This window comes from Lentzea sp. NPDC036949 (genome assembly GCF_055608075.1).
In genome coordinates, this window is record NZ_JBVJRA010000007.1 from 466,216 (window position 1) to 492,228 (window position 26,013).

Sequence of the window (26,013 nt, forward strand, 5' to 3'; positions counted from 1 at the left end):
GCGGCCGGCCCAGGCCCTAATCCAGCTCCGCCTCCGCCTTGGCGATGGCGGCGAACTCCTCCTCCGGCGCGTTCGCCACGAGGTGGTGCCGGCTGTAGAACCAGAAGTACGCCACCGCGATGAGCACGATGCCCGCGGTGACACCCGCCGCGACCTCGTCCACGAAGAACGTCGCGATGACCGCCGCGACCGCCAGCACCAGCGCCACACCGGTGGTCGCGGTGCCACCGGGGGTCCGGTAGGGCCGCGGCAGGTCCGGTGCTGTCTTCCGCAGGACGATGTGCGACACCATCATCAGCACGTACGACAGCGCCGCGCCGAACACCGCGATGTTGATGATCCGCGCGCCGCCGTTCACCGGGTCGACCGTCTTCATCGTGGTGGCCAGGACGAAACCGATGGTGCCCGGCACGATCAACGCGAGGTACGGCGTCTTGCGCTTGCCGGTCTTCGACAGCCAGCGCGGCAGGTACCCGGCGCGCGACAACGCGAACAGCTGCCGCGAGTAGGCGTAGATGATCGAGAAGAACGACGCCACCAGACCGGCGAGGCCGACGTAGTTCACGAGCTGTGCCAGGAAGGTGTCCCCGCCGTAGGCCGCGCGCACCGCCTCCGGCAACGGGTTGCCCGACTCCTTCAGCGCGTTCGCGCCCGCGCCGCCCGGTGCGACGAGCAGGATCGCCGCCGCGAACACCAGCAGCGCGATCATCGCGGCGATGATGCCGCGCGGCATGTCGCGCTTGGGGTCGCGGGCCTCCTCCGCGGCGAGCGGAACCCCTTCCACCGCCAGGAAGAACCAGATCGCGAACACGATCGCGCCCCACGCCCCCGTGACGCCCATCGGCAGGAACGAGCCGTCGCCGATGTCGAACAGCTTCGCGGAGTCGAACTTCGGGATCATGCCCGCCACGAACGCCACCAGCGCGACCACGGCGACACCGGTGATGACGAACATCAGCCGCAGCGCCTCGCCCACGCCGTACAGGTGGATGCCCACGAAGACCACGTAGCACGCCAGGTACACCGGCCACGTCGCGTCGAGCAGGCCGAGCGCCTTGACGTAGTCGCCGATGAACACCGAGATCGCCGCGGGCGCCATGGCGTACTCGATGAGGATCGCGATACCCGTTGCGTAGCCGCCCAACGGGCCGAGCGCGCGCCGTGCGAAGCCGTAGCCCGCACCGGCGACGGGGAGTGCGGAGGCGAGCTCGGCCAGGCCGAACACCATGCACGTGTACATCGTGGCCATCAGGACGGTGGCGACGAGCAACCCGCCCCAGCCGCCCTGCGCGAGGCCGAAGTTCCACCCGGCGAAGTCACCGGAGATCACGTACGAGACACCCAGCCCGGCGAGCAGGACCCAGCCCGCCGCCCCTCGCTTCAGCTGCCGGTGCTCCAGGTAGTCGCTGCTCACCTTCTCGTACTCGACATGCTTGGCCATATGGACTCCCATTAGTCCTTTAAGCAGTGGTTGAGGGTGGCGCTCATCACCCGGCGGTGTCAAGATGATGCCGCCAATGGCTCGCATGCATACCTTTGGAGGAACGCGGAATGCTGACCGTCGAGGAGTTGCGCGCGGCCGTGGACACCGGGGAGATCGACACCGTCCTCGTCGCGATCGTGGACATGCAGGGGCGCCTGCAGGGCAAGCGGTGCGCGGCGCGGTACTTCCTCGACGAGGTCCTCGGGCACTCCGCGGAGGGCTGCAACTACCTCATGGCGGTCGACGTCGAGATGAACCCGGCCAGCGGCTTCGCGATGTCGAGCTGGGAGCACGGGTACGGCGACTTCGTGATGAAGCCGGACGTGGACACCCTGCGCCGGGTGCCGTGGCAGGAGGGCACCGCGCTGATCATGTGCGACGTGGTGTGGGAGAACGGCGACCCGGTCGTCGCCTCGCCGCGGCAGGTCCTGCGCAGGCAGCTCGACCGGCTCTCGGAACTCGGCCTGGAGGCCCACGTCGGCACCGAGCTGGAGTTCATCGTCTTCGACGACACCTACGAGCAGGCCTGGAACTCCGGCTACCGCAACCTCACGCCCTCCAACCAGTACAACGTCGACTACTCGTTGCTGGGCACCGCGCGCGTGGAACCGTTGCTGCGCGCCATCCGCAACGGCATGACGGGCGCGGGCATGGTCGTCGAGTCCGCCAAGGGCGAGTGCAACCCCGGCCAGCACGAGATCGCCTTCCGCTACACCACGGCGCTGCGCACGTGCGACCAGCACGCCATCTACAAGAACGGCGCCAAGGAGATCGCCGCGCAGCAGGGCAAGTCGCTCACGTTCATGGCGAAGTACAACGAGCGCGAGGGCAACTCGTGCCACATCCACCTGTCGTTGCGCTCCCGGGACGGCGACCCGGTCTTCGCGCAGGGCCACGGCATGTCGGAGCTGATGCGGCACTTCCTCGCGGGCCAGCTGGCCGCGCTGCGCGAGCTCACCTACTTCCTCGCCCCGAACGTCAACTCCTACAAGCGGTACGTCGAGGGCTCGTTCGCGCCGACCGCGGTGGCGTGGGGCCGGGACAACCGCACGTGCGCGTTGCGGGTCGTCGGCCACGGCCAGTCGCTGCGGTTCGAGAACCGCGTGCCCGGCGGTGACGTGAACCCCTACCTCGCGGTGGCGGCGCTGATCGCGGCGGGCCTGCGCGGTGTGGAGCGGAAGCTCCCGCTGGAGGACGAGTTCGTCGGCAACGCCTACGTCTCCGACCGGCCGACCGTGCCGACGACCCTGCGCGAGGCGGCGGACCTGCTGGCGGCCAGCGAGCTCGCCCGCGACGCGTTCGGCGCCGAGGTGGTCGACCACTACCTCAACGCCGCGAAGGTGGAGCTGAAGGCGTTCGACGCGGCGGTCACCGACTGGGAGAAGGTGCGCGGTTTTGAGCGCCTCTGAGCCCCTCGTCGGCATCAGCACCTACCTGGAGCGCACCCGGTTCGGCCACTGGGACGTGGAGGCCGCCGTGCTCCACCGCGGCTACCTCGACTGCGTGGTCGCGGCCGGTGCCAACCCGGTGATGCTGCCGCCGGTCGGCACGTGGACCGCCCAGAGCGTCGCGTTCCTCGACGCGCTGGTGATCGCCGGCGGCGCCGACGTCGACCCCGCCACCTACGGCGCCGAACCGGACCCGCGCACCGGGCCACCGCGCCGCGACCGCGACGAGGCCGAGTTCGCGCTGGTCGAGGCGGCGCTGAAGCTCGACCTGCCGGTGCTGGGCGTGTGCCGCGGCATGCAGGTGCTCAACGTGGCGCTCGGCGGCACGCTGCACCAGCACGTCGAGGGCCACAACCCGGCGCCCGGCGTGTTCGAGCACACCGACGTCGCGGTCGAACCGGGCACCGCGCTGCATCGGGTCCTCGGCGACCGGACCACCGTGCAGTGCCACCACCACCAGGCGCTGGACCGGGTCGCCGACGGCCTGCGGGTCACGGCGCTGGCCCCGGACGGGACGGTCGAGGCCGTGGAGCTGGAGGGCGCGCGGTTCGTCGTCGGCGTGCAGTCGCACCCGGAGCAGGACATCGAGGACCTGAGGCTGTTCGAAGCACTCGTGGACGTGGCAAGGAGCGCAACGCTGTGACCTTTGACGTCATCAACCCGGCCACCGAGGAGGTCGTGCGGTCCGTGCCGCACACCACCCTCGGCGACACGGACGCGGCGATCGGCCGGGCGCACAAGGCGTTCCAGGGCTGGCGCGCCGTCGCCCCCGGTGACCGCGCGCGGTTGCTGCGCCGGTTCGCCGAGGTCGTCGACGCGCACGTCGAGGAGCTGGCGCGGCTGGAGGTCGAGAACTCCGGGCACACCATCGGCAACGCCCGCTGGGAGGCCGGCAACGTCCGCGACGTGCTGCAGTACTACTCCGCGGCACCGGAGCGGTTGTTCGGCAAGCAGATCCCGGTCGCCGGCGGGCTGGACGTGACGTTCCACGAACCGCTCGGTGTCATCGGCGTGATCGTGCCGTGGAACTTCCCCATGCCCATCGCCGGCTGGGGCTTCGCACCCGCGCTCGCCGCGGGGAACACGGTGGTGCTCAAGCCCGCGGAGGTCACGCCGCTCACCGCGATCCGGCTCGGCGAGCTCGCGCTGGAGGCGGGCCTGCCCGAGGGCGTCTTCCAGGTGCTGCCGGGCAAGGGCAGCGTCGTCGGCACCCGGTTCGTCACGCACCCGTTGGTGCGCAAGGTCGTGTTCACCGGCTCCACGCAGGTGGGCAAGCAGATCATGGCCGGCTGCGCGGACCAGGTGAAGCGGGTGACGCTGGAGCTCGGCGGCAAGTCGGCCAACATCGTCTTCGCGGACTCCGACCTGGAGAAGGCGGCCGCGACCGCGCCGTACGGGGTGTTCGACAACGCCGGGCAGGACTGCTGCGCCCGGTCCCGGATTCTGGTGCAGGCGAGCGTCTACGACCGGTTCATGGAACTGCTGGAGCCCGCGGTCAAGGGCGTGAAGGTCGGCGCACCGGGCGACGAGGCGACCGAGATGGGGCCGCTGATCTCCGCTGCGCACCTCGGCAAGGTGGCGTCCTACGTGCCAGACGACACGCACGTCGCGTTCCGCGGCGAAGCCCCGGCCGGTCCCGGTTTCTGGTTCCCGCCGACGGTCCTCACGCCGGGCTACGGCCACCGCACGGTCACCGAGGAGATCTTCGGGCCGGTCGTCGTCGTCCTGCCGTTCACCGACGAGGAGGACGCGGTCCGGATCGCGAACGACTCCGAGTACGGCCTGTCCGGTTCGATCTGGACGAACGACGTCGGCCGCGCGATCCGGGTGTCGCGGGCCGTGGAGGCCGGCACCCTGTCGGTGAACTCGCACTCGTCCGTCCGCTACTGGACGCCGTTCGGCGGGGTGAAGCAGTCCGGGCTCGGCCGTGAGCTCGGACCCGACGCGCTCGACGCCTTCACCGAGGTCAAGAACGTCTTCATCGCCACCTGACTTCCGGCACGTCTGACAGGAGAACAACACATGGTGCAGCGACTCGAGGGCCGCGTGGCCGTCGTGACGGGTGGCGGCAGCGGCATCGGTCTCGCGACCGCGCGCAGGTTCGCGAGCGAGGGCGCGGAGGTCGTCGTCGCCGACCTCGACCCGGCGACCGGCAAGGCAGCGGCCGACGAGGTGGGCGGGCTGTTCGTCCAGGTCGACGTGACCGACGAGGAGCAGGTCAAGGCGCTCTTCCAGACCACAGTGGACACGTACGGCAAGCTGGACATCGCGTTCAACAACGCCGGGATCTCGCCGCCCGACGACGACTCGATCCTCACGACGGGACTTGAGGCGTGGGAACGCGTGCAGAAGGTGAACCTCACGTCGGTCTACCTGTGCTGCAAGTACGCCATCCCGCACATGCAGGCCAACGGCAAGGGCTCCATCATCAACACGGCGTCGTTCGTGGCGACGATGGGCGCGGCGACGTCGCAGATCTCCTACACGGCGTCGAAGGGCGGCGTGCTCGCGATGTCGCGTGAGCTGGGCGTGCAGTTCGCACGCGAGGGCATCCGCGTGAACGCGCTCTCTCCCGGCCCGGTCAACACGCCCCTGCTGCGGGAGCTGTTCGCGAAGGACCCGGAACGGGCCGCGCGCCGGCTCGTCCACGTGCCGCTCGGCCGGTTCGCCGAACCCGAGGAGATCGCCGCGGCGGTCGCGTTCCTGGCCTCCGACGACTCCTCGTTCATGACCGCGTCGAACTTCCTCGTGGACGGCGGCATCGCCGGCGCCTACGTGACCCCCCTCTAAGGGAGACGTCACAGCAGATGGAGCAGGCGCAGGAGGCGTTGTTCCGCCCGGTGCGGGCGGGCAACGCCTTCGAGGAGACCGTCGAACGGCTCATGCAGGCCATCCGGCTCGGCGTCGTCGCGCCGGGCGAGCGGCTGCCGTCCGAACGGGAGCTCGCCACCCGGCTCGGCGTGAGCCGGGTGACCGTGCGCGAGGCCATCAGGTCGCTGCAGGAGAACAACTACGTCGAGTCGCGCCGCGGCCGCTACGGCGGCACGTTCGTGACCGAGGAGGTCCCGGAGTCCGCGCCCGGCAAGGAGCTCGGCGACCTGCACGACGCGCTGACGCTGCGCAAGGTCCTGGAGACCGGTGCGGCGGAGGCGGCGGCCGGCCGGTCGCTGGGCCCCGCCGAACGCCGCGGTCTGCGGAGCAGGCTGGCGGAGGCGTCCACGGCGGCGCTGGCCGAGTACCGGCGCAAGGACTCGCGGCTGCACCTGGCCATCGCGGAGGCCACCGGGTCGGCCTCGCTCACCGCGGCGGTCGCGGACTCGCGGATGCGGGTCAACGAGCTGCTCGACACCATCCCGCTGCTCGAACCGAACCTCGCCCACTCCAACGCCCAGCACGAGCGCATCATCGCTTCCATTTTGGACGGTGACCCGGCCGCGGCGCGCAGGGAGATGGCCGAGCACCTCGACGGGACGGCGTCACTGCTGCGGGGCTTCCTGGTCTGACCGCCCAGACCGCCTCTTGGGGCGCTCACAGCGCGCCGGTCCGGCCACTCCGCTAACATGAAAACGTTTGCAGGTTCGGTTGTCGTGTTGTCATGCTCATTCCGCGCGGAACAACACTTGGCGTCCGGCTTGCCGACAGTTACCGTCCGAACACCTCGGGGGACTTGCAGCGCGAGGAGCTGTTGATGCCAGGGTTGCGCAAGGTGTTCCGCGACGCCGTGGGCCGGGTGCACTCACTCCGCGTCTTGTCCGACGCGGGCATGGTCAACCTCACGAACGTCAAGATGTCCGTGCAGGCGTTGCGCGAGGTGGCGGTCTGGGGCCCGAACGTCACGGCGCTGCGCCGTGCGGTGCGGCTGAACCCGGACGGCATCGCGCTGGTCGACGACCGCGGGTCCGTCACGTACCGGCAGCTCGACCGGCGGTCCACCGCGATCGCGCAGGGCCTGCGGTCGCTCGGCGTGCAGCACACCCACGTCGTCGCGCTGATGTGCCGCAACCACCGCGGCATGGTCGAGTCCCTGCTGGCGTGCGCGAAGCTCGGCGTCCGGGTGCTGCTCGTCAACACCGGCTTCGGCGCGCCGGTCGTGCTGGACCTCCTGCAGCGCGAACGCGCGTCCGTCGTCATCCACGACGAGGAGTTCACCCCGCTGTTCCACCAGCTGCCGCCGTCGGTCCCGCGCTGGCTCGCCTGGTCGCGCGACGGGCTCGACCGGCGCACGCCGACGCTCGACCAGCTGGTCGCCAAGGCACCGCGCGGTGAGCTCGACCCGCCGCGCGAGCCCGGTGTGGTGATCCAGCTGACCTCCGGTACCACCGGCGTCCCCAAGGGCACCGCGCGGGAGATCAAGTCGGTGCTCACGGCGTCGGACTTCCTCGACCGCATCCCGATGAGGGCGAACGAGTCGACGTTCATCGCCGCCCCCATCTTCCACTCCGTCGGCTACTCGCACCTGACGCTCGCGATGTCGCTCGGCTCGCGCGCGGTGCTGCACCGCCGGTTCGACCCGCGCAAGACGCTGTGGTCGGTGCAGGGCCAGCGCTGCACCACGCTGGTGCTGGTCCCGACGATGCTGCAGCGGATCATGGAGCTGGACCGCTCGGTGATCGACTCGTTCGACCTGGGCCACCTGAGGGTGGTGTTCTCCTCGGGCTCGCCCATCGCGCCCGAGCTCGTCCAGCGCACCATGGCCGTGCTCGGCCCGGTGCTCTACAACCTCTACGGCTCAACGGAAGTCGCCGTCGCCACCGTCGCCACCCCCGAGGACCTGGCCGCCGCGCCGTCCAGCGTCGGCATGCCGCCGCACAACTGCCTCGTGCGGATCTACGACGAGTCCGGGCAGCGGATCACCCGCTCGTTCGTGACCGGCCGCATCTACGTGCGCGGCTCGCTGACCGTCGACCTGTACACCGACGGCACGCAGAAGGAGTCCATCGACGGGCTCGTCGCGACCGGCGACCTCGGGCACTTCGACCCCAACGGCCGGCTCCACTTCGACGGCCGCGAGGACGACATGATCGTCTCCGGCGGCGAGAACGTGTACCCGGTCGAGGTGGAGAACCTGCTCATGACGCACTACCGGGTGCGCGACGCCGCGGTGCTCGGCGTGCCGGACCCCGAGTACGGGCAACGGTTGCGCGCGTTCGTGGTGCCGGTGGCCGGCACGCGGATCGACGTGCGGGAGCTGCGCGAGTTCGTGCGCACCCGGCTCGCGCGGCACAAGGTCCCGCGCGAGGTCGTGGTCGTGCCGAAGCTGCCGCGCAACGCGACCGGCAAGGTGGTGCGGCGCCAGCTGCTGGCGATCCGGCTGGGACCGCAGGCCCAGTAGCCGGCGGCGTGCGTTCCCGGCCCCGGGTGAGCGCGCGACCCGCGGTCGGGGACTCGGTGCGCGAGTCGCGCGCTCGGCCGGTGTCACCGCTCGAAGCGGTCGCCCCGCTGGTCGAGCGGGCCGCGCTGGTCGAAGCGGTCCGGCCCGCGTTCGCCGCGGTCGTGCACGCGGTGGTGACCCGGTCCGCCGCGGTCGTCGAAGCGGTTGGCGGTCACCGCGCCGACGATGCCGCCGCCCAGCACCAGGCCCAGCAGGCCCACGGCGACCAGCTGGGTGGCCCGGTGGCGCGCGAACCTCCTCAACCGGGACCGCGTGACCGGCGGCGCCGGGGGAGGCGGGGCAGCGGCCGGTGTGGCCGCGGCCGGGTCCGGCTGAGGCGGTGCCCGGTGGGGCGTCGTCGGCTGGTCCGCGGCGGGCTGGTCCTCCGGTGGTTCGTTGCGCGGCGGCTCCGGTGGGGGAGGCGCCTGTCCCTGCTCGCTCATGGCACCAACGATGCGCCGCTCGACTGAGCACAGCCTGACAGCTGCCTGTTCGTTTCCTGAAGCCGCGAGTTCATGATCGGCCGGGAGGCCGCGAAGACGTGGCGCTGGTCGGCGTAGGTGGCGCCGAACAGCTCGGCGTCCAGCACACCCGACCACAGGAAGTGCAGCGTGGTGCGGGTGCCGTCCCGGGCGTCGCGGCGGGCGTAGTGGTCGCGCAGGTCGGCGTAGAGCAGGCGCAGCTCGTCCCGGTTGGACGCCGTGCGGCGGACTGGGCATTCGACCACGGGATCGTGCATGTCAGCGCTCCTCACATCGGCGGACGGGCCCACAGCGTGCCCGCCCCGGCCGCTGGAACGCATCCGGAAAACCACTCAGACGAGCGTGCGTATGACAAACCGGTTGCGTCGACCGGCTTCAATCGAAGGCATGGAACTCGTACCCCTCCGCAAGGAGTTCGCCCAGGCCATGGCCGACGGCGGGCCGTACGCCGACGAGGTCAACCGGTTCACCGGCACGCACGGCACGTTCACCCTGGAGGACTACGAGGCCTACATCGACCGCACGCTGGCCGACCCGCACCGCTACACCCGCGCCATCACCGTGGACGGCAGGTACCTGGGCGAGGTCGTGCTCAGCCCGATCGACGACGTCAACCGCAAGTCCGGGCTGCGGATCGCGCTGCAGGACGGGTTCGGCAAGGGCTACGGCACGGCGGCGGTCAAGCACGTCCTGCACCACGCGTTCACCGAGCGCAACCTCCACCGGGTGGACCTGGAGGTGTACGAGTTCAACGAGCGGGCGCTGCACGTCTACCGCAAGTGCGGCTTCCGCGAGGAGGGCCGGCTGCGCGACGTGCTGCTCTGGGACGGCGTCTTCCACGACGCGATCGTCATGTCGGTTTTGAGCACCGATAACATCTGACCTGCTGAACACAAAGTTCCAGCCCGAGAGTCACACCGAGGAGTCATCGTGTCCGAGTCGCGCCCAGCAGTCGCCCAGAACCCGCCGCGCGTGGTGGTTCCGGCTGGGACGACGGCGGGCACGGCCGTGCGCGAGGCCGGTCTGCCCGGCAAGGGCGCCGACGCGATCGTCGTCGTGAAGGACGCGGAGGGCCACCTGCGCGACCTGTCGTGGACCCCGCAGGTCGACGTCGAGGTCGAGGCGGTCGCCGCGGACACCGAGGACGGCCGCAGCGTCCTCCGCCACTCCGCCGCGCACGTGCTGGCGCAGGCGGTGCAGCAGCAGTTCCCCGAGGCCAAGCTCGGCATCGGCCCGCCGGTGAAGGACGGCTTCTACTACGACTTCCAGGTCGAGAAGCCCTTCACCCCCGAGGACCTGCAGGCGCTCGAGAAGCGCATGAAGCAGATCATCAAGTCCTCGCAGCGGTTCTCCCGGCGCGTCGTCGAGTCGGTCGACGCCGCGAAGGCCGAGCTGGCGTCCGAGCCGTTCAAGCTGGAGCTGGTCGACCTCAAGAGCGACGTCGACACCAGCGAGGTCATGGAGGTCGGCGGCGGCGAGCTGACGATCTACGACAACCTCGACCCGCGCTCCGGCGAGCAGGTCTGGGGCGACCTGTGCCGCGGCCCGCACGTGCCGACCACCAAGCACATCCCGGCGTTCAAGCTCACCCGCGTGGCCGCCGCGTACTGGCGCGGCAACGAGAACAACCCGCAGCTGCAGCGCATCTACGGCACCGCGTGGGAGTCGCAGGAGGCGCAGGACGCCCACCTGGAGCGCCTGGCCGAGGCCGAGCGCCGCGACCACCGCAAGCTCGGCGTGGAGCTGGACCTGTTCTCGTTCCCCGACGAGATCGGCTCCGGCCTGGCGGTGTTCCACCCCAAGGGCGGCATCATCCGCAAGGCCATGGAGGACTACTCCCGCCAGCGGCACACCGAAGAGGGCTACGAGTTCGTCTACTCGCCCCACATCACCAAGGGCAACCTGTTCGAGGTCTCCGGCCACCTCGACTGGTACAAGGACGGCATGTACCCGGCGATGCACCTCGACGCCGAGCTGAACGAGGACGGCACCGTCCGCAAGCCGGGCCAGGACTACTACCTCAAGCCGATGAACTGCCCGTTCCACGACCTGATCTTCAAGTCGCGCGGGCGGTCGTACCGCGAGCTGCCGCTGCGCATGTTCGAGTTCGGTGGCGTGTACCGGTACGAGAAGTCCGGCGTGGTGCACGGCCTGACCCGCGTGCGCGGCATGACGCAGGACGACGCGCACATCTTCTGCACCCGCGACCAGGTCCGCGACGAGCTGGCCTCGCTGCTGGAGTTCGTGCTCGGCCTGCTGCGCGACTACGGCCTCGACGACTTCTACCTGGAGCTCTCGACCAAGAACCCGGAGAAGTACGTGGGCGAGGACGAGATCTGGGACGAGGCGACCGAGACGCTCGCGTCGGTGGCGCGGGAGTCCGGCCTGGAGCTGGTGCCCGACCCCGGTGGCGCCGCGTTCTACGGCCCGAAGATCTCCGTGCAGTGCCGCGACGCCCTCGGCCGCACCTGGCAGATGTCGACCATCCAGCTCGACTTCAACCTGCCGGAGCGGTTCGAGCTGGAGTACACCGGGCCCGACGGCTCGCGCGTGCGCCCGGTCATGATCCACCGCGCGCTGTTCGGGTCGGTGGAGCGGTTCTTCGGCGTGATGACCGAGCACTACGCGGGCGCGTTCCCGGCGTGGCTCGCGCCGGTGCAGGTCGTGGGCATTCCGGTCACGTCCGAGAACGCCGACCACCTGTTCGCGGTGCGCGACGTCCTCAAGCGCCAGGGCATCCGGGTCGAGGTCGACGCCTCGGACGACCGGATGCAGAAGAAGATCCGCAACCACACCCTGCAGAAGGTGCCGTTCATGCTCCTGGCCGGCGCCAAGGACGTGGAGGCGAACGCGGTGTCGTTCCGGTTCCGCGACGGCACGCAGATCAACGGCGTCCCGGTGGAGCGCGCCGTCGAGCAGATCGTCGAGTGGGTCGGTCGCCGCGAGAACGCCTCGCCGACGGCGGAACTGCTCTCGTGACGTCCGAGTTCGAGCAGCCGGAACTTTCCGGTCAGGAGGGTGTCGGTGTCCACGACGCATTGCAGCGGTTGTGGACACCGCACCGCCTGTCCTATGTGAAGGGCGAGGGCAAAGCGGTCGGCGATGAACCGGCCGGTTGTCCGTTTTGCCGAGTGGTCGAACTGGACGACGAATCGGGCCTGATCATCGCCCGCGGGTCGGAAGTGTTCGCGGTGCTGAACCTCTACCCGTACAACCCGGGGCACCTGATGGTGCTGCCGTATCGGCACGTGCCTGACTACGCGGACCTGACGGTTTCCGAAACCGCCGAGTTCGCCGCGTTCACGCAGAAGGCGATGCGCGTGGTGCGCCGGGTGGCCGCGCCGCACGGGTTCAACATCGGCATGAACCAGGGCGTCGTCGCCGGTGCCGGGATCGCCGCGCACTTGCACCAGCACGTGGTGCCGCGGTGGGGCGGGGACGCGAACTTCATGCCGGTCATCGGGCACACGAAGGTGCTGCCGCAGCTGCTGGGGGAGACCAGGCAGCTGCTGGCCGACGGCTGGCGGGCGCTCGACTGACGCTGCGGGCATAGATCGACTACCACTCGCTATCTATTGACTTTCGATAGCTGCTGAGTGATAGTCGATCTATGCCTCGACTGCTGCTGCCCCTGCTGGGCTGTGTCCTGCTCATCGCGCTCGGCGTGAGCGCGCTCCTGTACGCCCAGGCCGACGACGCGCCGGGGCTCGGGCTCATCGCGTTCGCCCTCGTGTTCGGCGGCATCGGACTGGGTGTGCGCGCGGTATTGCGCTGGCGAAAGCCGGTATGAGCGCGCGGCCGCGCGTGCTTGAAACCCGTACCATTTCTTGGACAAAAAAGTGACAAAAAGCACCCCCGTTGTCCTGGTAGGACAATCGGCGGAGTTTCCATGCGGTGCGGAATAGGTTGCGTTGCAACTTTCGGGTGCATTTAGTCGGGTGATCGAGACATTCGGCCAGCGCATAGCGATTCCAGGTAGGTGAGATCACCCACCTGGAGGTGTCAACTGGAAGTCAAGTCCCCGCCTATGGCCGATCGTCTCAGCGTGTCCGAATGGTTACGGTGCGAACATGACCGCACCTGAGCGTTCGCGATTAGCGAGAGAACGGCTTTCGCGTGAACTACGCCGGTTGCGCACCGAGGCGAAGATGACCGGCACGGCCACCGCCCGTGCCACCGGGATGAGCCAGTCCAAGCTGTCGAAGATAGAGAACGGCATGCTGCTCCCGTCCGTCACCGACGTGGAGCGCCTCGTCGCGGAGCTCGCCGCGACGAGGGAGACGCGGGTCGAACTGGTCGAACTCGCCCGGTCGCTGCACGCGGAGGCGGAGACCCGCCGCGTCGTGCTGCACCGGGGTGCGCACCGCCACCAGCAGACGATCAGCCGGGTCGAGGCCCGCGCGGCGACGTCGAGGTTCTTCCAGCTGAACCTCGTGCCGTCGCTGCTGCAGTCCGAGGCCTACCTGCGCACCGTGCTGGCGACGATGCCGCCGTCCGAACAGGAGGCGGCCGTCGCGGCGCTGCGGGTGCGGCGGTCCCGGATGGACGATCTGGCGAAGCAGTTCGTGTTCGTGCTCACCGAGAGCGCGCTGCGCTGGCGGATGGGGTCGTCGGAGCTGATGGCGGAGCAGGTCGAGCACCTGGCCGCGATCCAGCGCCGGCCCAACGTCCGGCTCGGCGTCGTGCCCTGGTCGGCGGACACGAACGTGGTGGCGCTGCACGGTTTCCACATCTACGACGAGCGCGTCGTCACGGTCAGCGTGCTGACCGGCAACGCCACCATCACCGACCCGCTGGACGTGCGCGAGTACCTCGCGCTGTTCGGCCGGCTGGAGCGGACGGCGGTGCGGGGAGAGGAGCTGCAGGGGTTGCTGAAGAAGATCGCGGAGGACCACCGCAGGTTCACGTAGCGGCCGAGGGGCCGCGGCAGCCGCTGCGGCCGGCGCCCGCTCACCCGCGGGAGGCACGTTTCAGCAGTCCAGCTAGGCTGCGAACCGCCATGCTGAACATCTTCGCTCGCGCGTCCGTCTCGCGCGTCACCGATCCGATCGGGGCGTGGCTGCTGGCGCGTGGCCTCACGCCCAACGTCGTCACCGTCGTCGGCACCGTGGGCGCCGTCGCGAGCGCGCTGTGGTTCATCCCCCGCGGGCAGCTGTTCCTCGGCAGCGCGCTGGTCGCGTTCTTCGTGCTGCTCGACCTGATCGACGGCGCGATGGCCCGCGCGGCCGGCCCGACGAAGTTCGGCGCGGTCCTCGACGCCACCTGCGACCGCATCGCCGACGGCGCCCTGTTCGCGGCGCTCACCTGGTACGCGCTCGACTCCGGCGCCCGCTGGACGGCGGCCGCCGGGTTCGTCTGCCTGGTCGCCGCGCAGGTCATCTCGTACGTGAAGGCGCGGGCGGAGGCCACCGGGCTCTCCGCCGACGGCGGCATCGCCGAGCGGGCGGAGCGGTTCATCGTGGCCCTCGTCGGCGCCGGTGTGCAGGGCCTGGGCGTGCCACACCTGCTGGACGTGGCGTTGTGGCTGCTCGCGGTCATGACGGTCGCGACGGTGGTGCAGCGCGTCCTCGCCGTGTCGAGGTCGGCGCGGGAGGCAGCGTGAACCTCGCGACGCTCGGGTACACCGCCGGCTGGCAGCTGATCCGGCTGCTGCCGGAGCCGTGGGCGCGCGGCCTGTTCCAGGCGGGCGCCGACCACGCGGCCCGCAGGGGCGGTGCGAGCGTCCAGCAGCTGCGCAAGAACCTGAGCCGGGTCGTCCCGCGGGCGGGCGACGAGGAGCTCGACGAGCTCGTGCGGGAGTCGCTGCGGTCGTACGCGCGCTACTGGCGCGAGGCGTTCCGCCTGCCGACGATGGACCACCGCGCGGTGGTCCAGAAGTGCGACCAGCTGATCTCCGGCACGGAAAACCTGGACGCGGCACTGCGTGAAGGCACCGGCGCCGTGGTGGCGTTGCCGCACAGCGGGAACTGGGACATGGCCGGTGTCTGGCTCGTCGCCCACTCCGGCACGTTCACCACCGTCGCCGAGCGGCTGAAGCCCGAGTCGCTGTACCGCCGGTTCGTGGAGTACCGCGAGACCCTGGGCTTCGAGGTGCTGCCGTTGACCGGCGGCGACCGTCCGCCCACGGCCGTGCTGACCGAACGCCTGCGCGCCAACAAGGTCGTGTGCCTGCTCGGCGACCGCGACCTGACCTCTTCCGGCGTGCCCGTGACGTTCTTCGGCGAGCAGACCCTGATGCCCGCGGGCCCCGCGCACCTGGCCGCCACCACCGGCGCCGCCCTGCTGCCGGTCGGCTGCTGGAACACCGAGGACGGCTGGCAGTTCCGCATCCACCCGCCGATCAAGGTGAGCACCGTCCCCGCCGCCACCCAGGCCCTCGCGGACGTCTTCGCCGCCGACATCGCCGCGCACCCCACCGACTGGCACATGCTCCAGAAGCTCTGGCTCGCGGACCTGCCGGAGAGCCGCCGCGCCGCGCTGGCCCGCCGGCACGTCCGGTGAGACCACGGGATCCCGCCCAGGTGGAGGTCGTGCCCCGGTGAAGATCGGAATCGTCTGCCCGTACTCGTTGGACGTGCCCGGCGGAGTGCAGGCCCACGTCGTCGACCTGGCCCGCGCCCTGATCGGCCTGGGCCACGAGGTGAACGTCCTCGCCCCCGCCGACGACGACCAGTCGCTGCCCCCGTTCGTCACCTCCGCGGGCCGCGCCGTCGGCATCCCCTACAACGGCTCCGTCGCACGCCTGTCGTTCGGCCCGGTGTCCTACGCGCGCGTGCGCCGCTGGATCGACGAGCACTCCTTCGACGTCCTGCACCTGCACGAGCCGACGGCCCCGTCCCTGTCGTTCCTGGCACTGGTGGTCGCCGACGGCCCGATCGTCGCCACCTTCCACACCTCCACCCCGCGCTCGAAGATGCTGGCCGCCTTCCAGGGCGTGCTGCAGCCGTTCCTGGAGAAGGTCACCGCCCGCATCGCCGTCTCCGCACTGGCCCGCCGCGTCCAGGTCGAACACCTCGGCGGCGACGCCGTGGAGATCCCGAACGGCGTCGACGTCGACTTCTTCGCCTCCGCCTCCACTTTGGACGGCTACCCGCGCCCCGGCGGCACCATCGGCTTCGTCGGCCGCTACGACGAACCCCGCAAGGGCATGCCGATCCTCTGGGAGGCCTTCGGCCTGATCGCCGACGAGTTCCCCGACCTCCGCCTGCTCGTCGTCGGCCGCGGCGAACACGAGCTCACCGGCCCCCTCGCCGCCCGCGTCGACCTGCTCGGCCAGGTCAGCGACGAGGACAAGGCCCGCATGCTGCGCAGCATCGACGTCTACGTCGCCCCGAACACCGGCGGCGAGTCCTTCGGCATCATCCTCACCGAAGCCATGTCGGCGGGCACCGCGGTCGTCGCCTCCGACCTCGACGCCTTCCGCCGAGTCCTCGACGACGGCAAGGCCGGCGCGCTGTTCCCGGTCGGCGACGCCGCGGCCCTGGCCGACGCCCTCCGCTCCGTCCTGCGCGACACCGCGCTGCGCGCCGAGTACGTGGCCGCCGCCTCCGACCGCGTGCAGACCTTCGACTGGTCCGTGGTCGCCAGCCAGGTCCTGCGCGTGTACGAGACCGCCATCGCCGCCGACCCGCGCCGGGTGGCCGAGGCATGACCCGCGCCAACCGCTGCCCGCTCGCGGTGCCGGGTGCCCGCGTGGTCGCGGTTCCGGCCGCCGCGGTTCCGGCCGCCGCTGTTCCGGGTGTCACTGCTCGGGCTGCCACTGCTCGGGCTGCCACTGCTCGGGCTGCCGCTGTTCGGGCTGCCGCGGTTCCGGCTGCTACGGCTCGGGTGGCGTCCGTGGTCCCGGCCATGGCGGGTGCCGCGTCCGCCGGTGCACACGGCCGCCGTCCCGCTCTCGGCCACCGCCTCTGCCGTCGTACCGCGGCTGCGTTGGCCGCGCTTTCGACCGCTGCGCCGAGCCCCCGCCTCTGCCGTCGCACCGCGGGTGCGCTGGCCGCGCTCCCGACCGCTGCGCCGAGCCCCCGCCGCGACGGCACCGGCCGCGCGGTCGCGGACCCCACCACCCAGGTGAGCGCCCCATGACCACCGTCGTCGTCGCCATCGTCATCGCACTGGTGCTGGCCGCCTGGATCCTGGCGATCGCCAACCGCCTCGACCGCCTCCACGTCCGCACCGATGCCGCCTGGGCCGCCCTCGACGCCGCCTTGGCCCGCCGCGCCGTCGTGACGCGTGCCCTGCTCGACCCCTCGCTGTCCGCCGCGGCCTCCCGTGCCGAGGCCGCCTCACGCGCCGACCGTGAGATGGCCGAGAACGAGCTGTCCGGACTCCTGGGTGCGCTCGACCGTTCGTCCCTCCCTCCTGCCGCGCTCGCTGAACTGGCTGACGCTGAGGAACGCGTCGTGCTCGCCCGCCGGGTCCACAACGACGCCGTCCGCGACACGCTGCTGCAGCGCCGCCGGCGCATCGTCCGCTGGCTGCGTCTGGCCGGCACCGCACCGCAGCCGTCCTACTTCGAGATCGCCGAACCCACCGCGCCCTCCGACGCGGTGATGCTGACGCCGCGCCCGTCCGCCCGCATCGTGCTCACCGACCCCGCCGGCCGCGTGCTGCTCTTCCAGGGCTTCGACCCCGCCCGGCCCCAGGAGCTCTTCTGGTTCACGGTCGGCGGTGGCGTCGAGAAGGACGAGGAGCTGCGCGACACGGCACTGCGCGAGGCGTTCGAGGAGACCGGCCTCCGGCTCGCCGCCGACGACCTGGTCGGGCCGGTGTGGCGGCGGCGCGCGGTGTTCAGCTTCGCCGGGCAGACGTTCGACGCCGAGGAGTGGTTCTTCTACGCCTCCGTTCCTGAGTTCACCGTGGACCTGTCCGGGTTCAACGACGTCGAGGAGACCAGCATCTCCGCGTACCGCTGGTGGACCGCGGAGGAGCTGGCCGCCACCGAGGACACCGTCTACCCGGTGCAGCTGGCGGAGCTGCTGCCCGCGCTCGCGGCGGGCGAGTGGGACGGCCAGACCCGCACGATCCGCTGACCGCTTGGCCGTGCCAGGCGCTGGGCGGCGGCGTCGGCCAAGGCCTCCGCAGCCGGACGTAGGGCGAGCGTCGCTGCTGCGGAGGGCGTCTGCCCGGTCCGTCGGGCGGAGCTGTTCCGCGCGCCGCGGCGGGCGAGCGGAACACCAAACCCACACGATCCGCTGACGGCTCGGCTGTGCCTGGGGCTCGGCGGCAACGGCACCTGGCGATCCGCGGCGGTGGCGTCGAACAAGGCCTTCGTGGCCCAGCGCGGGACGAGCGTGGCCGCCACGGACGGCCGTTTGCCCGGCACAGCTGGCGGGTGCTGCCCGCGCTCGCGGCGGGCGAGCGGAACACCAGGTCCGCACGATCCGCCAAGAGTCTGGCGCTCCGCGGCAACGGTGTCGGGCAAGAACCCCGTCGCGTCGCCGCAAGCGAGCGGGACCGCCAGACCCGCGCGGGCCCGCTGGCGGCCTAGCGCTCCGCGCCGACAGCGTCGGGTAAGGCCTCCGTGGCCTGCCGCAGGACGAGCATGTCAGCCACGAAGCACGCCACCTCGCCGTCCGCCGACCGGCCGATCCACACCGGGTACGTGCCGTCGCCCCAGCCCGAGTGGTAGGCGACCAGGGTGGCGCCCGATGCTGGCTCGGTCAGCACCGCCGTAGTCGGGCCCATCGGGGTCATCAGCAGGTCCTCGGCCTCCTGCGACTCCTCGATCAGCTCGGCCAGCGCGGGGCACGCCGCGGCGTCCGTGAAACAGCCCACGCCGCCGTCGACGCCGAACCCGTAGAACTCGCCCTCGCCGAGCACCACCACGTCCTGGCCCTCCTTGAGCGCCGACTCCCACGACACGACCGGCGCCGGGGACACCACCAGCCTGGCCGCCGCGACACGGGTGTGGTCCGGCTGGTCCGCGAACCGCACCACCGACAGCTCGACCGGGTAGTCGCCCGGCGCGACCGCGGTCGAGAACGGCTGGCTCGTGCCGAGGTACGAGGGGTCAGCCGCGACCACCTGACCGCTCGGCATCCGGACCGTGCCACCGGCCACCAGCTCGACCACCACGGTCTCGTCCCTGCGCGGCAGCGTCCAGCGCGTCCCCGCCCGGAACGCGCCGTCGATCCCCAGCGGACGCAGCGGTGCCGAGGGCTGCCACGGCGGATCGGCCGGCTCCTGCTCCGCGACGTCCACCGGCACCAGCTCCAGCTCCACGTCATCGGCCGAGGACAGCCCGGCCCAGTCGGAGAACGCGGGCACCTCCCCGTAGCACCCGCTGACGTCCTCCTGCTGCCAGTCGCTCCGCGAACCGCCGCGCTTGCCGTTCGGGCGCTCCACCCGCTTCACGTCGCCGTCGGGGGAGTAGGTGACCTGGGCGAACCCGCAGCCGTCGTCGAACTCGGGCTGCTCGTCGTCCCAGTAGGTCCACTCGCGACCGCGCAGCAGGAACAGCCGCCCGTCGAGCACCCGGTACTCGTGCATCCGCCGGCGTCTGCCCCGCGGGTCGAGGAACCACCACCGTGCGAAGTGGACGCCCCACGCGATCTCGGCCACGACGGTGACACGGCCCGTTTCCGGCTCCACCAAGCAGAACGCGTACTGCTCACCGGCGCGGTCGCGCTCCCGTGCGACCGCCACCGGCAACCGGCCCGAGACCTCCCTCCGGTCGGGGTCCCAGCCCTCGCAGTACACGACTTCCAGCGTTGTGGTCATGGGGGCAACGGTAGCGGCGGGGTCTGACAGTTCTGGATCGCCGCAGGTCAGCTCACACCGCTGGGATCACCGACGACCCGTAGGCGTCGCGCGTCTTGTCCTTCTCGTCGTGCATCAGGTACAGCGCGAAGTTGTCGACCCCGATCTCCTTCAGCTCCTGCAACCGTTCCACGTGCGCCGACTCCGGTCCCACGAGGCAGAACCGGTCCACGATCGCGTCCGGCACGAAGTCCGTGGACCGGTTGCCCGCCTTGCCGTGGTGGGAGTAGTCGTAGCCCTCGCGGTCCTTGATGTAGTCGGTCAGCGCCTTCGGCACCGCGCCCGAGTCCCCGTACCGCGCGACGAGGTCCGCGACGTGGTTGCCGACCATCCCGCCGAACCACCGCAGCTGGTCCCGCTGGTGCGCCAGGTCCGTCCCGACGTACGCGGGGGCCGCCACGCACATCGTGATGGCGGACGAGTCCCTGCCCGCCGCGACGGCCGCCTCGCGCACCGAGCCGATCGTCCAGCGGGCGATGTCCGGGTCCGCGGTCTGCAGGATGAACCCGTCGGCCTGCTCACCGACCATCTTCAGCGCGCGCGGACCGTAGGCGGCCATCCACACTTCGAGCTTTCCGTTGCGCACCCACGGGATCTGCACCGCCGTGCCGTGGTGTTCCACGGAACGGCCCTCGGCCAGTTCCTTGATCACGTGCATCGCGGAGCCCAGGGTGGCCAGCGAGGAGGGCTTCTGGCCGATCACGCGGCGGGCCGAGTCGCCGCGGCCGATGCCGCAGACCGTGCGGTTGCCGAACATGTCGTTCAAGGTCGCGAACAACGACGCCGTCACCGACCAGTCGCGGGTGGACGGGTTGGTGACCATCGGGCCGACGACGAGGTCGCGGGTGGCGGCCAGGACCTGCGAGTAGATGACGAACGGCTCCTGCCACAGCACGCAGGAGTCGAACGTCCAGCCGTAGCGGAAACCGCAGTCCTCGGCCGCGCGGAGGCCCTCCACCACGTCCCGTGCCGGCGGGTCGGTCTGCAGCACTACACCGAAGTCCACGACGGACTCCTCTCAGACGAGGTACTGGTTGAGGTCACGCGACACGAAGCGGCCGTGGCCCGTCGAACCGCGGTAGGCGCCGTCCGAAACCACCTTGCGGCCGCGGGAGAACACCGTGTCCACGCGGCCGGTGACCTCGAAGCCCTCGTAGGCCGAGTAGTCCACGGCCATGTGGTGGGTCTCCGCGGAGATCGTCTGCGTGGCCGACGGGTCGTAGACCACGACGTCCGCGTCGGCTCCCGGTGCGATCACGCCCTTGCGCGGGTACATGCCGAACATGCGCGCCGGCGTCGTCGACACGATCTCCACCCAGCGCTCGCGGGTGATCTCGCCCTTCACCACGCCCTGGTGCAGCAGGTCGACGCGGTGCTCGACGCCGGGCATGCCGTTGGGGATCTTGGAGAAGTCGCCGACGCCCAGCTGCTTCTGGTCCTTGAAGCAGAACGGGCAGTGGTCGGTGCTCACGACGGACAGGTCGTTCGTCCGCAGGCCCCGCCACAGCGACGACTGGTGCTCCTTGGGGCGCAACGGCGGCGACGCCACGTACTTCGCACCTTCGAAACCGGGCCGGGCCATGTCCTCCAGCGACAGGTACAGGTACTGCGGGCACGTCTCGGCGAACACGTTCTGGCCGGTGTCCCGCGCGGCCGTGACGGCGTCCAGCGCCTGCGCTGCCGACAGGTGCACGACGTACAACGGAGCACCGGTGACGCGGGCCAGCTGGATGGCGCGGGACGTCGCTTCGCCCTCCAGCTCCGGCGGGCGGGTCAGGCCGTGCTGCACCGGGTCGCCCAGGCCGTTCGCCAGCGCCTGCGCGACGAGCTGGTCGATCGCGATGCCGTTCTCCGCGTGCATCATGATCGTGGCACCGGTCTCGCGGGCCTTCTGCATGGCGCGCAGGATCTCGCCGTCGGTAGCGTAGAAGACACCGGGGTAGGCCATGAACATCTTGAAGCTGTTCACGCCCTGAGCGATGCAGGACTCCACCTCCTTGAGCGACTGGTCGTTCACGTCGGAGATGATCATGTGGAAGCCGTAGTCGACCGCGCAGTTGCCGTCGGCCTTGGCATGCCACCTGTCCAGTGTGGACAGCAACGAGGAACCCTTGGGCTGCACGGCGAAGTCGACGATCGTGGTGGTGCCGCCCCACGCCGCCGCGGTCGTGCCGGTCTCGAACGTGTCGGCGGACTGCGTGCCGCCGAACGGCATCTCCATGTGAGTGTGCACGTCGATGCCGCCGGGGATCACGTACTTCCCGGCCGCGTCGACCACCTCGTCCGCCTGGACGGGGAAACCGGGCGTCACGAGGGCGGCGATGTGCTCGCCGTCGATCAGCACGTCCGCGGCGTGCGAACCGGTCGCGTTGATCACCAGGCCGTTCTTGACCAGGACGCTCACGGCGTCACCAGGCCCTCGTAGGTGTCCGGGCGGCGGTCGCGGTAGAACGCCCACGTGTCGCGGACCTCGGTGAGCAGGCCGAGGTCGAGGTCGCGCACCACGAGCTCCTCCTCGGTGTCCGAAGCGGCCTCGCCGACGAGCTGCCCGCGCGGCGAGACGAAGTACGTCTGGCCGTAGAACTCGTTGTCGCCCAGCGGTTCCACGCCGACCCGGTTGATGGCGCCGACGAAGTACTCGTTCGCCACGGCCGCGGCGGGCTGCTCCAGCCTCCACAGGTACTCCGACAGCGACCGCGACGTCGCCGACGGGTTGAACACGATCTTCGCGCCCGCGAGGCCGAGCGCGCGCCAGCCCTCGGGGAAGTGGCGTTCGTAGCAGATGTAGACGCCGATGCGGCCCACGGCGGTGTCGAACACCGGGTACCCGAGGTTGCCCGGCTTGAAGTAGAACTTCTCCCAGAAGCCCTTGACCTGCGGGATGTGGTTCTTGCGGTACTTTCCGAGGTAGGTGCCGTCGGCGTCGATCACCGCGGCGGTGTTGTAGTACACGCCCGGCTGCTCCACCTCGTACATCGGCACGATCAGCACGATGTTGTTCTGCGCGGCGACCTCCTTCATCAGCTCCGTCGTGGGGCCGTCCGGGATCGCCTCGGTGTAGGAGTAGAAGTCCGCGTCCTGCACCTGGCAGAAGTACGGGCCGTAGAAGAGCTCCTGGAGACACAGGACCTGTGCGCCCTGCGATGCGGCGGTGCGGATGTGCTCGACCGCGTTCGCGATCATCGACTCCTTGTCGCCCGTCCACTTCTGCTGGACGAGCGCCGCCCGGATGACGTTGCTCACCTGGTCGTCTCCTTCGCCTTGGTGTCCTTGAGTGCGAGGAAAACCAGGAAGCCGGCGGCGAAGCCGACGACCCAGTTGTAGTCGTAGAGCGGCTTGAGGAACGGGATGAGCCCGTCCGCGGGGAACGGCCCGCCGTGGGCGCCGCCGACCGCGAGCACGCCGCCTGCCAGCGTCGCCACCACGGCCCGCCAGTTCCAGCCGCCGTTGAACCAGTACGCGCCGCGCCCGTCGAGGTAGAGGTCCTCCAGGTGCAACCGGGTCTTCTTGATCACCCAGTACCCGGCCACGAACACGCCTGCCACGCTCGCCAGCAGGCCGCCGTAGAACCCGAGCCACGCGAAGATGTAGATGCTCGGGTCGGAGATCAGCCGCCACGGCTGGATCAGGATGCCGACCACACCGGTGATCAGGCCGCCGACCGCGAACGTGATGCGCCGCGGGAACGCGTTCGAGAAGTCGTAGGAGGGGCTGACCACGTTCGCCGCGAGGTTCGCCGAGATCGTCGCGAGCACCAGCGAGATCAGTGCGACCAGCACGAGCGGCGTGCTGTCGAACCGGGACGCGAGGTCCGCCGGGTCCCAGATCGCCTCGCCGTAGAGCGCCTGCGCGCCCGACGTCGTGAGGATGGCGACGATCGCGATGAACGACATCGTGGTCGGCAGCCCGAGGACCTGCCCGGTCACCTGCTTGCGCTGGCTGCCGCCGAACCGGGTGAAGTCCGGCATGTTGAGGCTGAGCGTCGACCAGAACGCGATCATGCCCATCAGCGCGGGGAAGAACACCTTCCAGAAGTCCGGTCCCCAGCCGAGCTTGCTGCCGGTCTGCAGGATCGGCCCGAACCCGCCCGCCTTGACCAGCACGTACCCCAGCAGGACCAGGAAGCCGACGCTCACCAGCGGCGCCGTCCAGTTCTCGAACCGCCGGATCGCCTCCATGCCGCGCCAGATCACCAGCATCTGCACGACCCAGAAACCGAGGAAGCACAACCACAGCGTCCACGGCTGACCGCCCACTTCGGACGCTCCCGTCCACCCCTCGCCGGCCAGCCGGCCGATGATGACGTGCAGCGCCTTGCCGCCCACCCACGTCTGGATGCCGAACCACGCGCACGCGATGAACGCCCGCAGCAACGCCACCAGGTTCGCGCCGCGGATGCCGTAGAAGGCCCGCGCGAACACCGGGAACGGGATGCCGTACTTCGTACCCGCGTGGCTGTTCAGCAGCATCGGGACCAGCACGACCAGGTTGCCGAGCGTGATCGTGAGGAACGCCTGCACCCAGTCCATCCCCAGCGCGATCAGGCTCGCGGCGAGCGTGTAGCTCGGGATGTTGTGCGCCATGCCCATCCACAGCGCGAAGAAGTTGTACGTCGACCACGTCCGCTGCTCGACCGGCACGGGCGCGAGCTCGGGGTTGTAGAACCTGCTGTCCTGGATGGGACGCACATCGCTGAGCTCGACGCGGCCATCGGGTGTGACCTGGGGCGATGAGGCCTCAACTGCCATCGTTCAACCCCCTGTTACGCTGCTGAAACAACGCGAACGCGGTCGGTTCCATCCCGGAATCCTGGGTCCACCGCTGTATGCGTGGCAGTGTCAGAGTGTCCACGCTTCGCATGATCGGCGCACATTGTGTGCGTTGCGTGGAAGACTCGTCCCATGGGGATCTCGCGCCGCGCGCTGCTGCTCGGGGGAGCCGGCGCGCTCGGGGCCGCCGGAGTGGCCGGTGCCCTGACCCCGCGCGGCCGCCGCCTGCTGGGCTGGACCGGCCCCGACGGCGTGGTGCCCGAGGTGGCGCCGGTCTCCGTGACGCCGGCGCCGTGGGGTGCGTGGATGGGCAGCGGTGACGGTCCGGTGGTGCTCGTGCTGCACGGCCGTGGCGGCAGCGTGCGGTGGTGGGAGCAGGTGGGCCTGCCCGAGTTCCTCGCCGCCTCCGGTCTCCGCCTGCGCCTCGCCGTCCTCAACGGCGCCGACGACTACTGGGTCGGCCTGACGCCACCGGTGCCGTTCGACGCCGCGCTGGGCATCTCGATGGGCGGCTTCGGCGTGCTCGGCATCGCGACCAGGCAGCCGTTGCGCGCGGTGGCGGCGATCAGCCCGGCCGTCTTCCCCACCTGGCAGGACGCCGAACGCATCCACGGCTTCGCCTCACGCGAGGCGTGGGAGGCGAACGAGCCGCTGCTGCGCGCCACGTCGATCGACTCGCCCGTCGGCATCTGGTGCGGGCAGGAGGACCCGTTCCACGACGCGGCCGCGGACCTGGCGCGCAAGGCGCGGGCGCAGGTGGGGTCGTTCGAGCACGGCGCGCACGACGTGCACTACTGGCGGCGGGTGCTGCCGGAGGCGCTGCGGTTCATCGGCGACCGCCTCGGTGGGAGTGCACTGCCCTGACCCGCACGACGGCCGTGCCCGCCTTCCGGTCGTGCCACGTCCGCGTGCCCCGCAGGTCCAGGCTCTCCACCGCAGACAACGCGAGCAGCGTCACCCCGCTGACCAGCACCAGCGGCCCCAGCCACCCCGCCTGCCCGGTGCCGAGGTGCTCACCGGCCACGACCCACGGCTGCTGCCACCCCAGCCCCGCCATGAACGCCGGCTCGCGCCACCCGAGGCCGGTCAGGACGAGCGCGACCCCCGCACCCGGCAACGCCGTCGTGATCAGCGCGCGGGCCAGCACCCTCTTGTTCCGGAAGCCCGTGGCGGGACCGACGACGCGCAGACCGGTCAGGACCTTGCCGAGGGTGTTGAGGCGCAGCAGGGCGGCGTCGTAGACAGCGGCGACGGCCACCACGGCCACCGGTTCGTGCACCAGCGGCCAGGTCACGACCAGCACGAGGAGCCAGTCGAGAAGGCGGGCCGTGAACCGACGAGCGAGCATGACTCACGCTAAGCGCCTGCAACGGGCCATAAGGTGCCAGTTCAAGGCCACTTAGAGGTCCTAACAGAATCGTTGGACGTGGCGGTAGCAGATGATGCAGGTAGCGAGGCCGAGGAAGGCTTCGTGGATGTCGTCGCGGCGTTCCCGGCGGATGCGCAGGCGTTTCATGCCGTGGTACCAGGCGATCGTGCGCTCCACGACCCAGCGGACTGTCCCCAGGCCGGAGCCGTGGGACTCGCCGCGTCGAGCGATCCGCGGTGTGATTCCCCTGGCGCGCAGGCGTCTGCGGTACTTGTCGTGGTCGTAGCCGCGGTCGGCGTAGACCGTCCTCGGGCGTCGGCGCGGCCGGCCCCG

Annotated in this window: 26 protein-coding genes; 16 read left to right on the forward strand and 10 right to left on the reverse strand. The window is 70.6% G+C overall.

All coding sequences use genetic code 11. The features are described 5' to 3' along the window. Nucleotides 1-16: 16 nt before the first annotated feature. Nucleotides 17-1,441, reverse strand: a complete 1,425-nt coding sequence (gene eat, locus ACZ7CD_RS22595; RefSeq protein ID WP_470379623.1) for an ethanolamine permease — start codon at nt 1,439-1,441, stop codon at nt 17-19. A gap of 110 nt (nt 1,442-1,551) precedes the next feature. On the opposite strand from eat, the gene ACZ7CD_RS22600 reads away from it, so the two are divergent. The 6 genes from ACZ7CD_RS22600 to ACZ7CD_RS22625 all read left to right on the forward strand — a co-directional run bounded on the left by ACZ7CD_RS22600 (nt 1,552) and on the right by ACZ7CD_RS22625 (nt 8,263). Further along, nucleotides 1,552-2,892, forward strand: a complete 1,341-nt coding sequence (locus ACZ7CD_RS22600) for a glutamine synthetase family protein (RefSeq protein ID WP_360391648.1) — start codon at nt 1,552-1,554, stop codon at nt 2,890-2,892. After that, on the forward strand, nt 2,879-3,574 hold the full coding sequence (locus tag ACZ7CD_RS22605; protein WP_360391645.1) for a gamma-glutamyl-gamma-aminobutyrate hydrolase family protein: 696 nt from the start codon (nt 2,879-2,881) through the stop codon (nt 3,572-3,574). Before ACZ7CD_RS22600 ends, ACZ7CD_RS22605 begins: the two co-directional genes overlap by 14 nt. Further along, nucleotides 3,571-4,923: an aldehyde dehydrogenase family protein gene (locus ACZ7CD_RS22610; RefSeq protein ID WP_470379624.1), complete on the forward strand. Its 1,353-nt coding sequence runs from the start codon at nt 3,571-3,573 to the stop codon at nt 4,921-4,923. The genes ACZ7CD_RS22605 and ACZ7CD_RS22610 overlap by 4 nt, the downstream gene beginning before the upstream one ends. Before the next feature lie 30 nt (nt 4,924-4,953). Next, nucleotides 4,954-5,721 (forward strand): 3-oxoacyl-ACP reductase, encoded by a 768-nt coding sequence (locus ACZ7CD_RS22615; protein WP_458431158.1) that lies wholly within the window; start codon nt 4,954-4,956, stop codon nt 5,719-5,721. A 17-nt stretch (nt 5,722-5,738) separates the two neighbouring features. After that, a complete protein-coding gene (locus ACZ7CD_RS22620; protein WP_470379625.1) occupies nt 5,739-6,434 on the forward strand; it encodes a FadR/GntR family transcriptional regulator in 696 nt (231 codons plus the stop codon). A 185-nt stretch (nt 6,435-6,619) separates the two neighbouring features. Further along, nucleotides 6,620-8,263, forward strand: coding sequence for an AMP-binding protein (locus tag ACZ7CD_RS22625; RefSeq protein WP_470374502.1), 1,644 nt, complete (start codon nt 6,620-6,622; stop codon nt 8,261-8,263). A gap of 83 nt (nt 8,264-8,346) precedes the next feature. On the opposite strand, the gene ACZ7CD_RS22630 is transcribed toward ACZ7CD_RS22625, so the two are convergent. Both ACZ7CD_RS22630 and ACZ7CD_RS22635 read right to left on the reverse strand, forming a co-directional pair. Then, the gene (locus ACZ7CD_RS22630) at nt 8,347-8,745 is read right to left on the reverse strand and encodes a hypothetical protein (protein WP_470379626.1); all 399 of its coding nucleotides are present in this window, start codon (nt 8,743-8,745) and stop codon (nt 8,347-8,349) included. After that, the gene (locus tag ACZ7CD_RS22635; protein WP_360391627.1) at nt 8,742-9,041 is read right to left on the reverse strand and encodes a hypothetical protein; all 300 of its coding nucleotides are present in this window, start codon (nt 9,039-9,041) and stop codon (nt 8,742-8,744) included. Before ACZ7CD_RS22635 ends, ACZ7CD_RS22630 begins: the two co-directional genes overlap by 4 nt. A gap of 130 nt (nt 9,042-9,171) precedes the next feature. Between ACZ7CD_RS22635 and ACZ7CD_RS22640 the strand changes: the two genes are divergently transcribed. The 9 genes from ACZ7CD_RS22640 (at nt 9,172) to ACZ7CD_RS22680 (ending at nt 17,813) form a co-directional block, all read left to right on the forward strand. Continuing rightward, nucleotides 9,172-9,666 carry a GNAT family N-acetyltransferase gene (locus ACZ7CD_RS22640; protein ID WP_470379627.1) on the forward strand — a complete coding sequence of 165 codons (495 nt, stop codon included), beginning with the start codon at nt 9,172-9,174 and terminating at the stop codon, nt 9,664-9,666. Nucleotides 9,667-9,714: 48 nt separating this feature from the next. Beyond that, complete coding sequence (gene thrS, locus ACZ7CD_RS22645; RefSeq protein WP_470374500.1) at nt 9,715-11,763, forward strand: threonine--tRNA ligase; 2,049 nt, start codon at nt 9,715-9,717, stop codon at nt 11,761-11,763. Continuing rightward, nucleotides 11,760-12,323 (forward strand): HIT family protein, encoded by a 564-nt coding sequence (locus tag ACZ7CD_RS22650; RefSeq protein ID WP_360391619.1) that lies wholly within the window; start codon nt 11,760-11,762, stop codon nt 12,321-12,323. The genes thrS and ACZ7CD_RS22650 overlap by 4 nt, the downstream gene beginning before the upstream one ends. Nucleotides 12,324-12,394: 71 nt before the next feature. Beyond that, on the forward strand, nt 12,395-12,574 hold the full coding sequence (locus ACZ7CD_RS22655) for a hypothetical protein (RefSeq protein WP_470371019.1): 180 nt from the start codon (nt 12,395-12,397) through the stop codon (nt 12,572-12,574). Nucleotides 12,575-12,854: 280 nt separating this feature from the next. Next, entirely contained in the window at nt 12,855-13,694 is an 840-nt protein-coding gene (locus ACZ7CD_RS22660) for a helix-turn-helix domain-containing protein (RefSeq protein WP_360391613.1), read from the forward strand. A gap of 89 nt (nt 13,695-13,783) precedes the next feature. Next, nucleotides 13,784-14,386 carry a phosphatidylinositol phosphate synthase gene (gene pgsA / locus ACZ7CD_RS22665; protein WP_360391610.1) on the forward strand — a complete coding sequence of 201 codons (603 nt, stop codon included), beginning with the start codon at nt 13,784-13,786 and terminating at the stop codon, nt 14,384-14,386. Further along, entirely contained in the window at nt 14,383-15,285 is a 903-nt protein-coding gene (locus ACZ7CD_RS22670) for a phosphatidylinositol mannoside acyltransferase (protein ID WP_360391607.1), read from the forward strand. Before pgsA ends, ACZ7CD_RS22670 begins: the two co-directional genes overlap by 4 nt. A gap of 37 nt (nt 15,286-15,322) precedes the next feature. Beyond that, nucleotides 15,323-16,435 carry a glycosyltransferase family 4 protein gene (locus ACZ7CD_RS22675; protein ID WP_360391605.1) on the forward strand — a complete coding sequence of 371 codons (1,113 nt, stop codon included), beginning with the start codon at nt 15,323-15,325 and terminating at the stop codon, nt 16,433-16,435. Between the two features lie 427 nt (nt 16,436-16,862). Beyond that, nucleotides 16,863-17,813 carry an NUDIX hydrolase gene (locus tag ACZ7CD_RS22680; protein ID WP_470379628.1) on the forward strand — a complete coding sequence of 317 codons (951 nt, stop codon included), beginning with the start codon at nt 16,863-16,865 and terminating at the stop codon, nt 17,811-17,813. A gap of 454 nt (nt 17,814-18,267) precedes the next feature. Here the strand turns inward: ACZ7CD_RS22680 and ACZ7CD_RS22685 are convergent, their stop codons facing one another. Genes ACZ7CD_RS22685 through ACZ7CD_RS22705 form a run of 5 tightly spaced genes read right to left on the reverse strand, consistent with a single transcriptional unit; the run spans nt 18,268 to nt 24,290 of the window. After that, entirely contained in the window at nt 18,268-19,503 is a 1,236-nt protein-coding gene (locus ACZ7CD_RS22685) for a DUF4241 domain-containing protein (RefSeq protein ID WP_470379629.1), read from the reverse strand. A 52-nt stretch (nt 19,504-19,555) separates the two neighbouring features. Next, nucleotides 19,556-20,548, reverse strand: a complete 993-nt coding sequence (locus ACZ7CD_RS22690) for a TIGR03842 family LLM class F420-dependent oxidoreductase (protein WP_458431166.1) — start codon at nt 20,546-20,548, stop codon at nt 19,556-19,558. Between the two features lie 12 nt (nt 20,549-20,560). Further along, nucleotides 20,561-21,946, reverse strand: a complete 1,386-nt coding sequence (hydA, locus tag ACZ7CD_RS22695; RefSeq protein ID WP_458431167.1) for a dihydropyrimidinase — start codon at nt 21,944-21,946, stop codon at nt 20,561-20,563. Continuing rightward, nucleotides 21,943-22,785 carry a nitrilase-related carbon-nitrogen hydrolase gene (locus ACZ7CD_RS22700; protein WP_470379630.1) on the reverse strand — a complete coding sequence of 281 codons (843 nt, stop codon included), beginning with the start codon at nt 22,783-22,785 and terminating at the stop codon, nt 21,943-21,945. Before ACZ7CD_RS22700 ends, hydA begins: the two co-directional genes overlap by 4 nt. Continuing rightward, nucleotides 22,782-24,290, reverse strand: coding sequence for an NCS1 family nucleobase:cation symporter-1 (locus tag ACZ7CD_RS22705; RefSeq protein ID WP_360391585.1), 1,509 nt, complete (start codon nt 24,288-24,290; stop codon nt 22,782-22,784). The genes ACZ7CD_RS22700 and ACZ7CD_RS22705 overlap by 4 nt, the downstream gene beginning before the upstream one ends. Before the next feature lie 153 nt (nt 24,291-24,443). On the opposite strand from ACZ7CD_RS22705, the gene ACZ7CD_RS22710 reads away from it, so the two are divergent. After that, a complete protein-coding gene (locus tag ACZ7CD_RS22710; RefSeq protein WP_470379631.1) occupies nt 24,444-25,175 on the forward strand; it encodes an alpha/beta hydrolase-fold protein in 732 nt (243 codons plus the stop codon). Here ACZ7CD_RS22710 and ACZ7CD_RS22715 read toward each other — a convergent pair. Both ACZ7CD_RS22715 and ACZ7CD_RS22720 read right to left on the reverse strand, forming a co-directional pair. Beyond that, nucleotides 25,138-25,659, reverse strand: coding sequence for a hypothetical protein (locus ACZ7CD_RS22715; protein WP_360391579.1), 522 nt, complete (start codon nt 25,657-25,659; stop codon nt 25,138-25,140). The two genes, ACZ7CD_RS22710 and ACZ7CD_RS22715, sit on opposite strands and share 38 nt — an antisense overlap. Nucleotides 25,660-25,719: 60 nt before the next feature. Continuing rightward, nucleotides 25,720-26,013 (reverse strand): transposase (locus ACZ7CD_RS22720; RefSeq protein WP_470379632.1); only part of this gene is annotated, 294 nt, incomplete at its 5' end.

Bases quoted from the DNA above. Each gene is read 5' to 3' on its own strand.
- ACZ7CD_RS22600 (WP_360391648.1), top strand. From the start codon at position 1,552: ATGCTGACCGTCGAGGAGTTGCGCGCGGCCGTGGACACCGGGGAGATC.
- ACZ7CD_RS22660 (WP_360391613.1), top strand. From the start codon at position 12,855: ATGACCGCACCTGAGCGTTCGCGATTAGCGAGAGAACGGCTTTCGCGT.
- ACZ7CD_RS22710 (WP_470379631.1), top strand. From the start codon at position 24,444: ATGGGGATCTCGCGCCGCGCGCTGCTGCTCGGGGGAGCCGGCGCGCTC.
- ACZ7CD_RS22655 (WP_470371019.1), top strand. From the start codon at position 12,395: ATGCCTCGACTGCTGCTGCCCCTGCTGGGCTGTGTCCTGCTCATCGCG.
- ACZ7CD_RS22640 (WP_470379627.1), top strand. From the start codon at position 9,172: ATGGAACTCGTACCCCTCCGCAAGGAGTTCGCCCAGGCCATGGCCGAC.
- ACZ7CD_RS22680 (WP_470379628.1), top strand. From the start codon at position 16,863: ATGACCACCGTCGTCGTCGCCATCGTCATCGCACTGGTGCTGGCCGCC.
- ACZ7CD_RS22620 (WP_470379625.1), top strand. From the start codon at position 5,739: ATGGAGCAGGCGCAGGAGGCGTTGTTCCGCCCGGTGCGGGCGGGCAAC.
- ACZ7CD_RS22715 (WP_360391579.1), bottom strand. From the start codon at position 25,659: ATGCTCGCTCGTCGGTTCACGGCCCGCCTTCTCGACTGGCTCCTCGTG.
- ACZ7CD_RS22705 (WP_360391585.1), bottom strand. From the start codon at position 24,290: ATGGCAGTTGAGGCCTCATCGCCCCAGGTCACACCCGATGGCCGCGTC.
- ACZ7CD_RS22685 (WP_470379629.1), bottom strand. From the start codon at position 19,503: ATGACCACAACGCTGGAAGTCGTGTACTGCGAGGGCTGGGACCCCGAC.
- ACZ7CD_RS22625 (WP_470374502.1), top strand. From the start codon at position 6,620: ATGCCAGGGTTGCGCAAGGTGTTCCGCGACGCCGTGGGCCGGGTGCAC.
- ACZ7CD_RS22630 (WP_470379626.1), bottom strand. From the start codon at position 8,745: ATGAGCGAGCAGGGACAGGCGCCTCCCCCACCGGAGCCGCCGCGCAAC.
- ACZ7CD_RS22615 (WP_458431158.1), top strand. From the start codon at position 4,954: ATGGTGCAGCGACTCGAGGGCCGCGTGGCCGTCGTGACGGGTGGCGGC.
- ACZ7CD_RS22635 (WP_360391627.1), bottom strand. From the start codon at position 9,041: ATGCACGATCCCGTGGTCGAATGCCCAGTCCGCCGCACGGCGTCCAAC.
- pgsA (WP_360391610.1), top strand. From the start codon at position 13,784: ATGCTGAACATCTTCGCTCGCGCGTCCGTCTCGCGCGTCACCGATCCG.
- eat (WP_470379623.1), bottom strand. From the start codon at position 1,441: ATGGCCAAGCATGTCGAGTACGAGAAGGTGAGCAGCGACTACCTGGAG.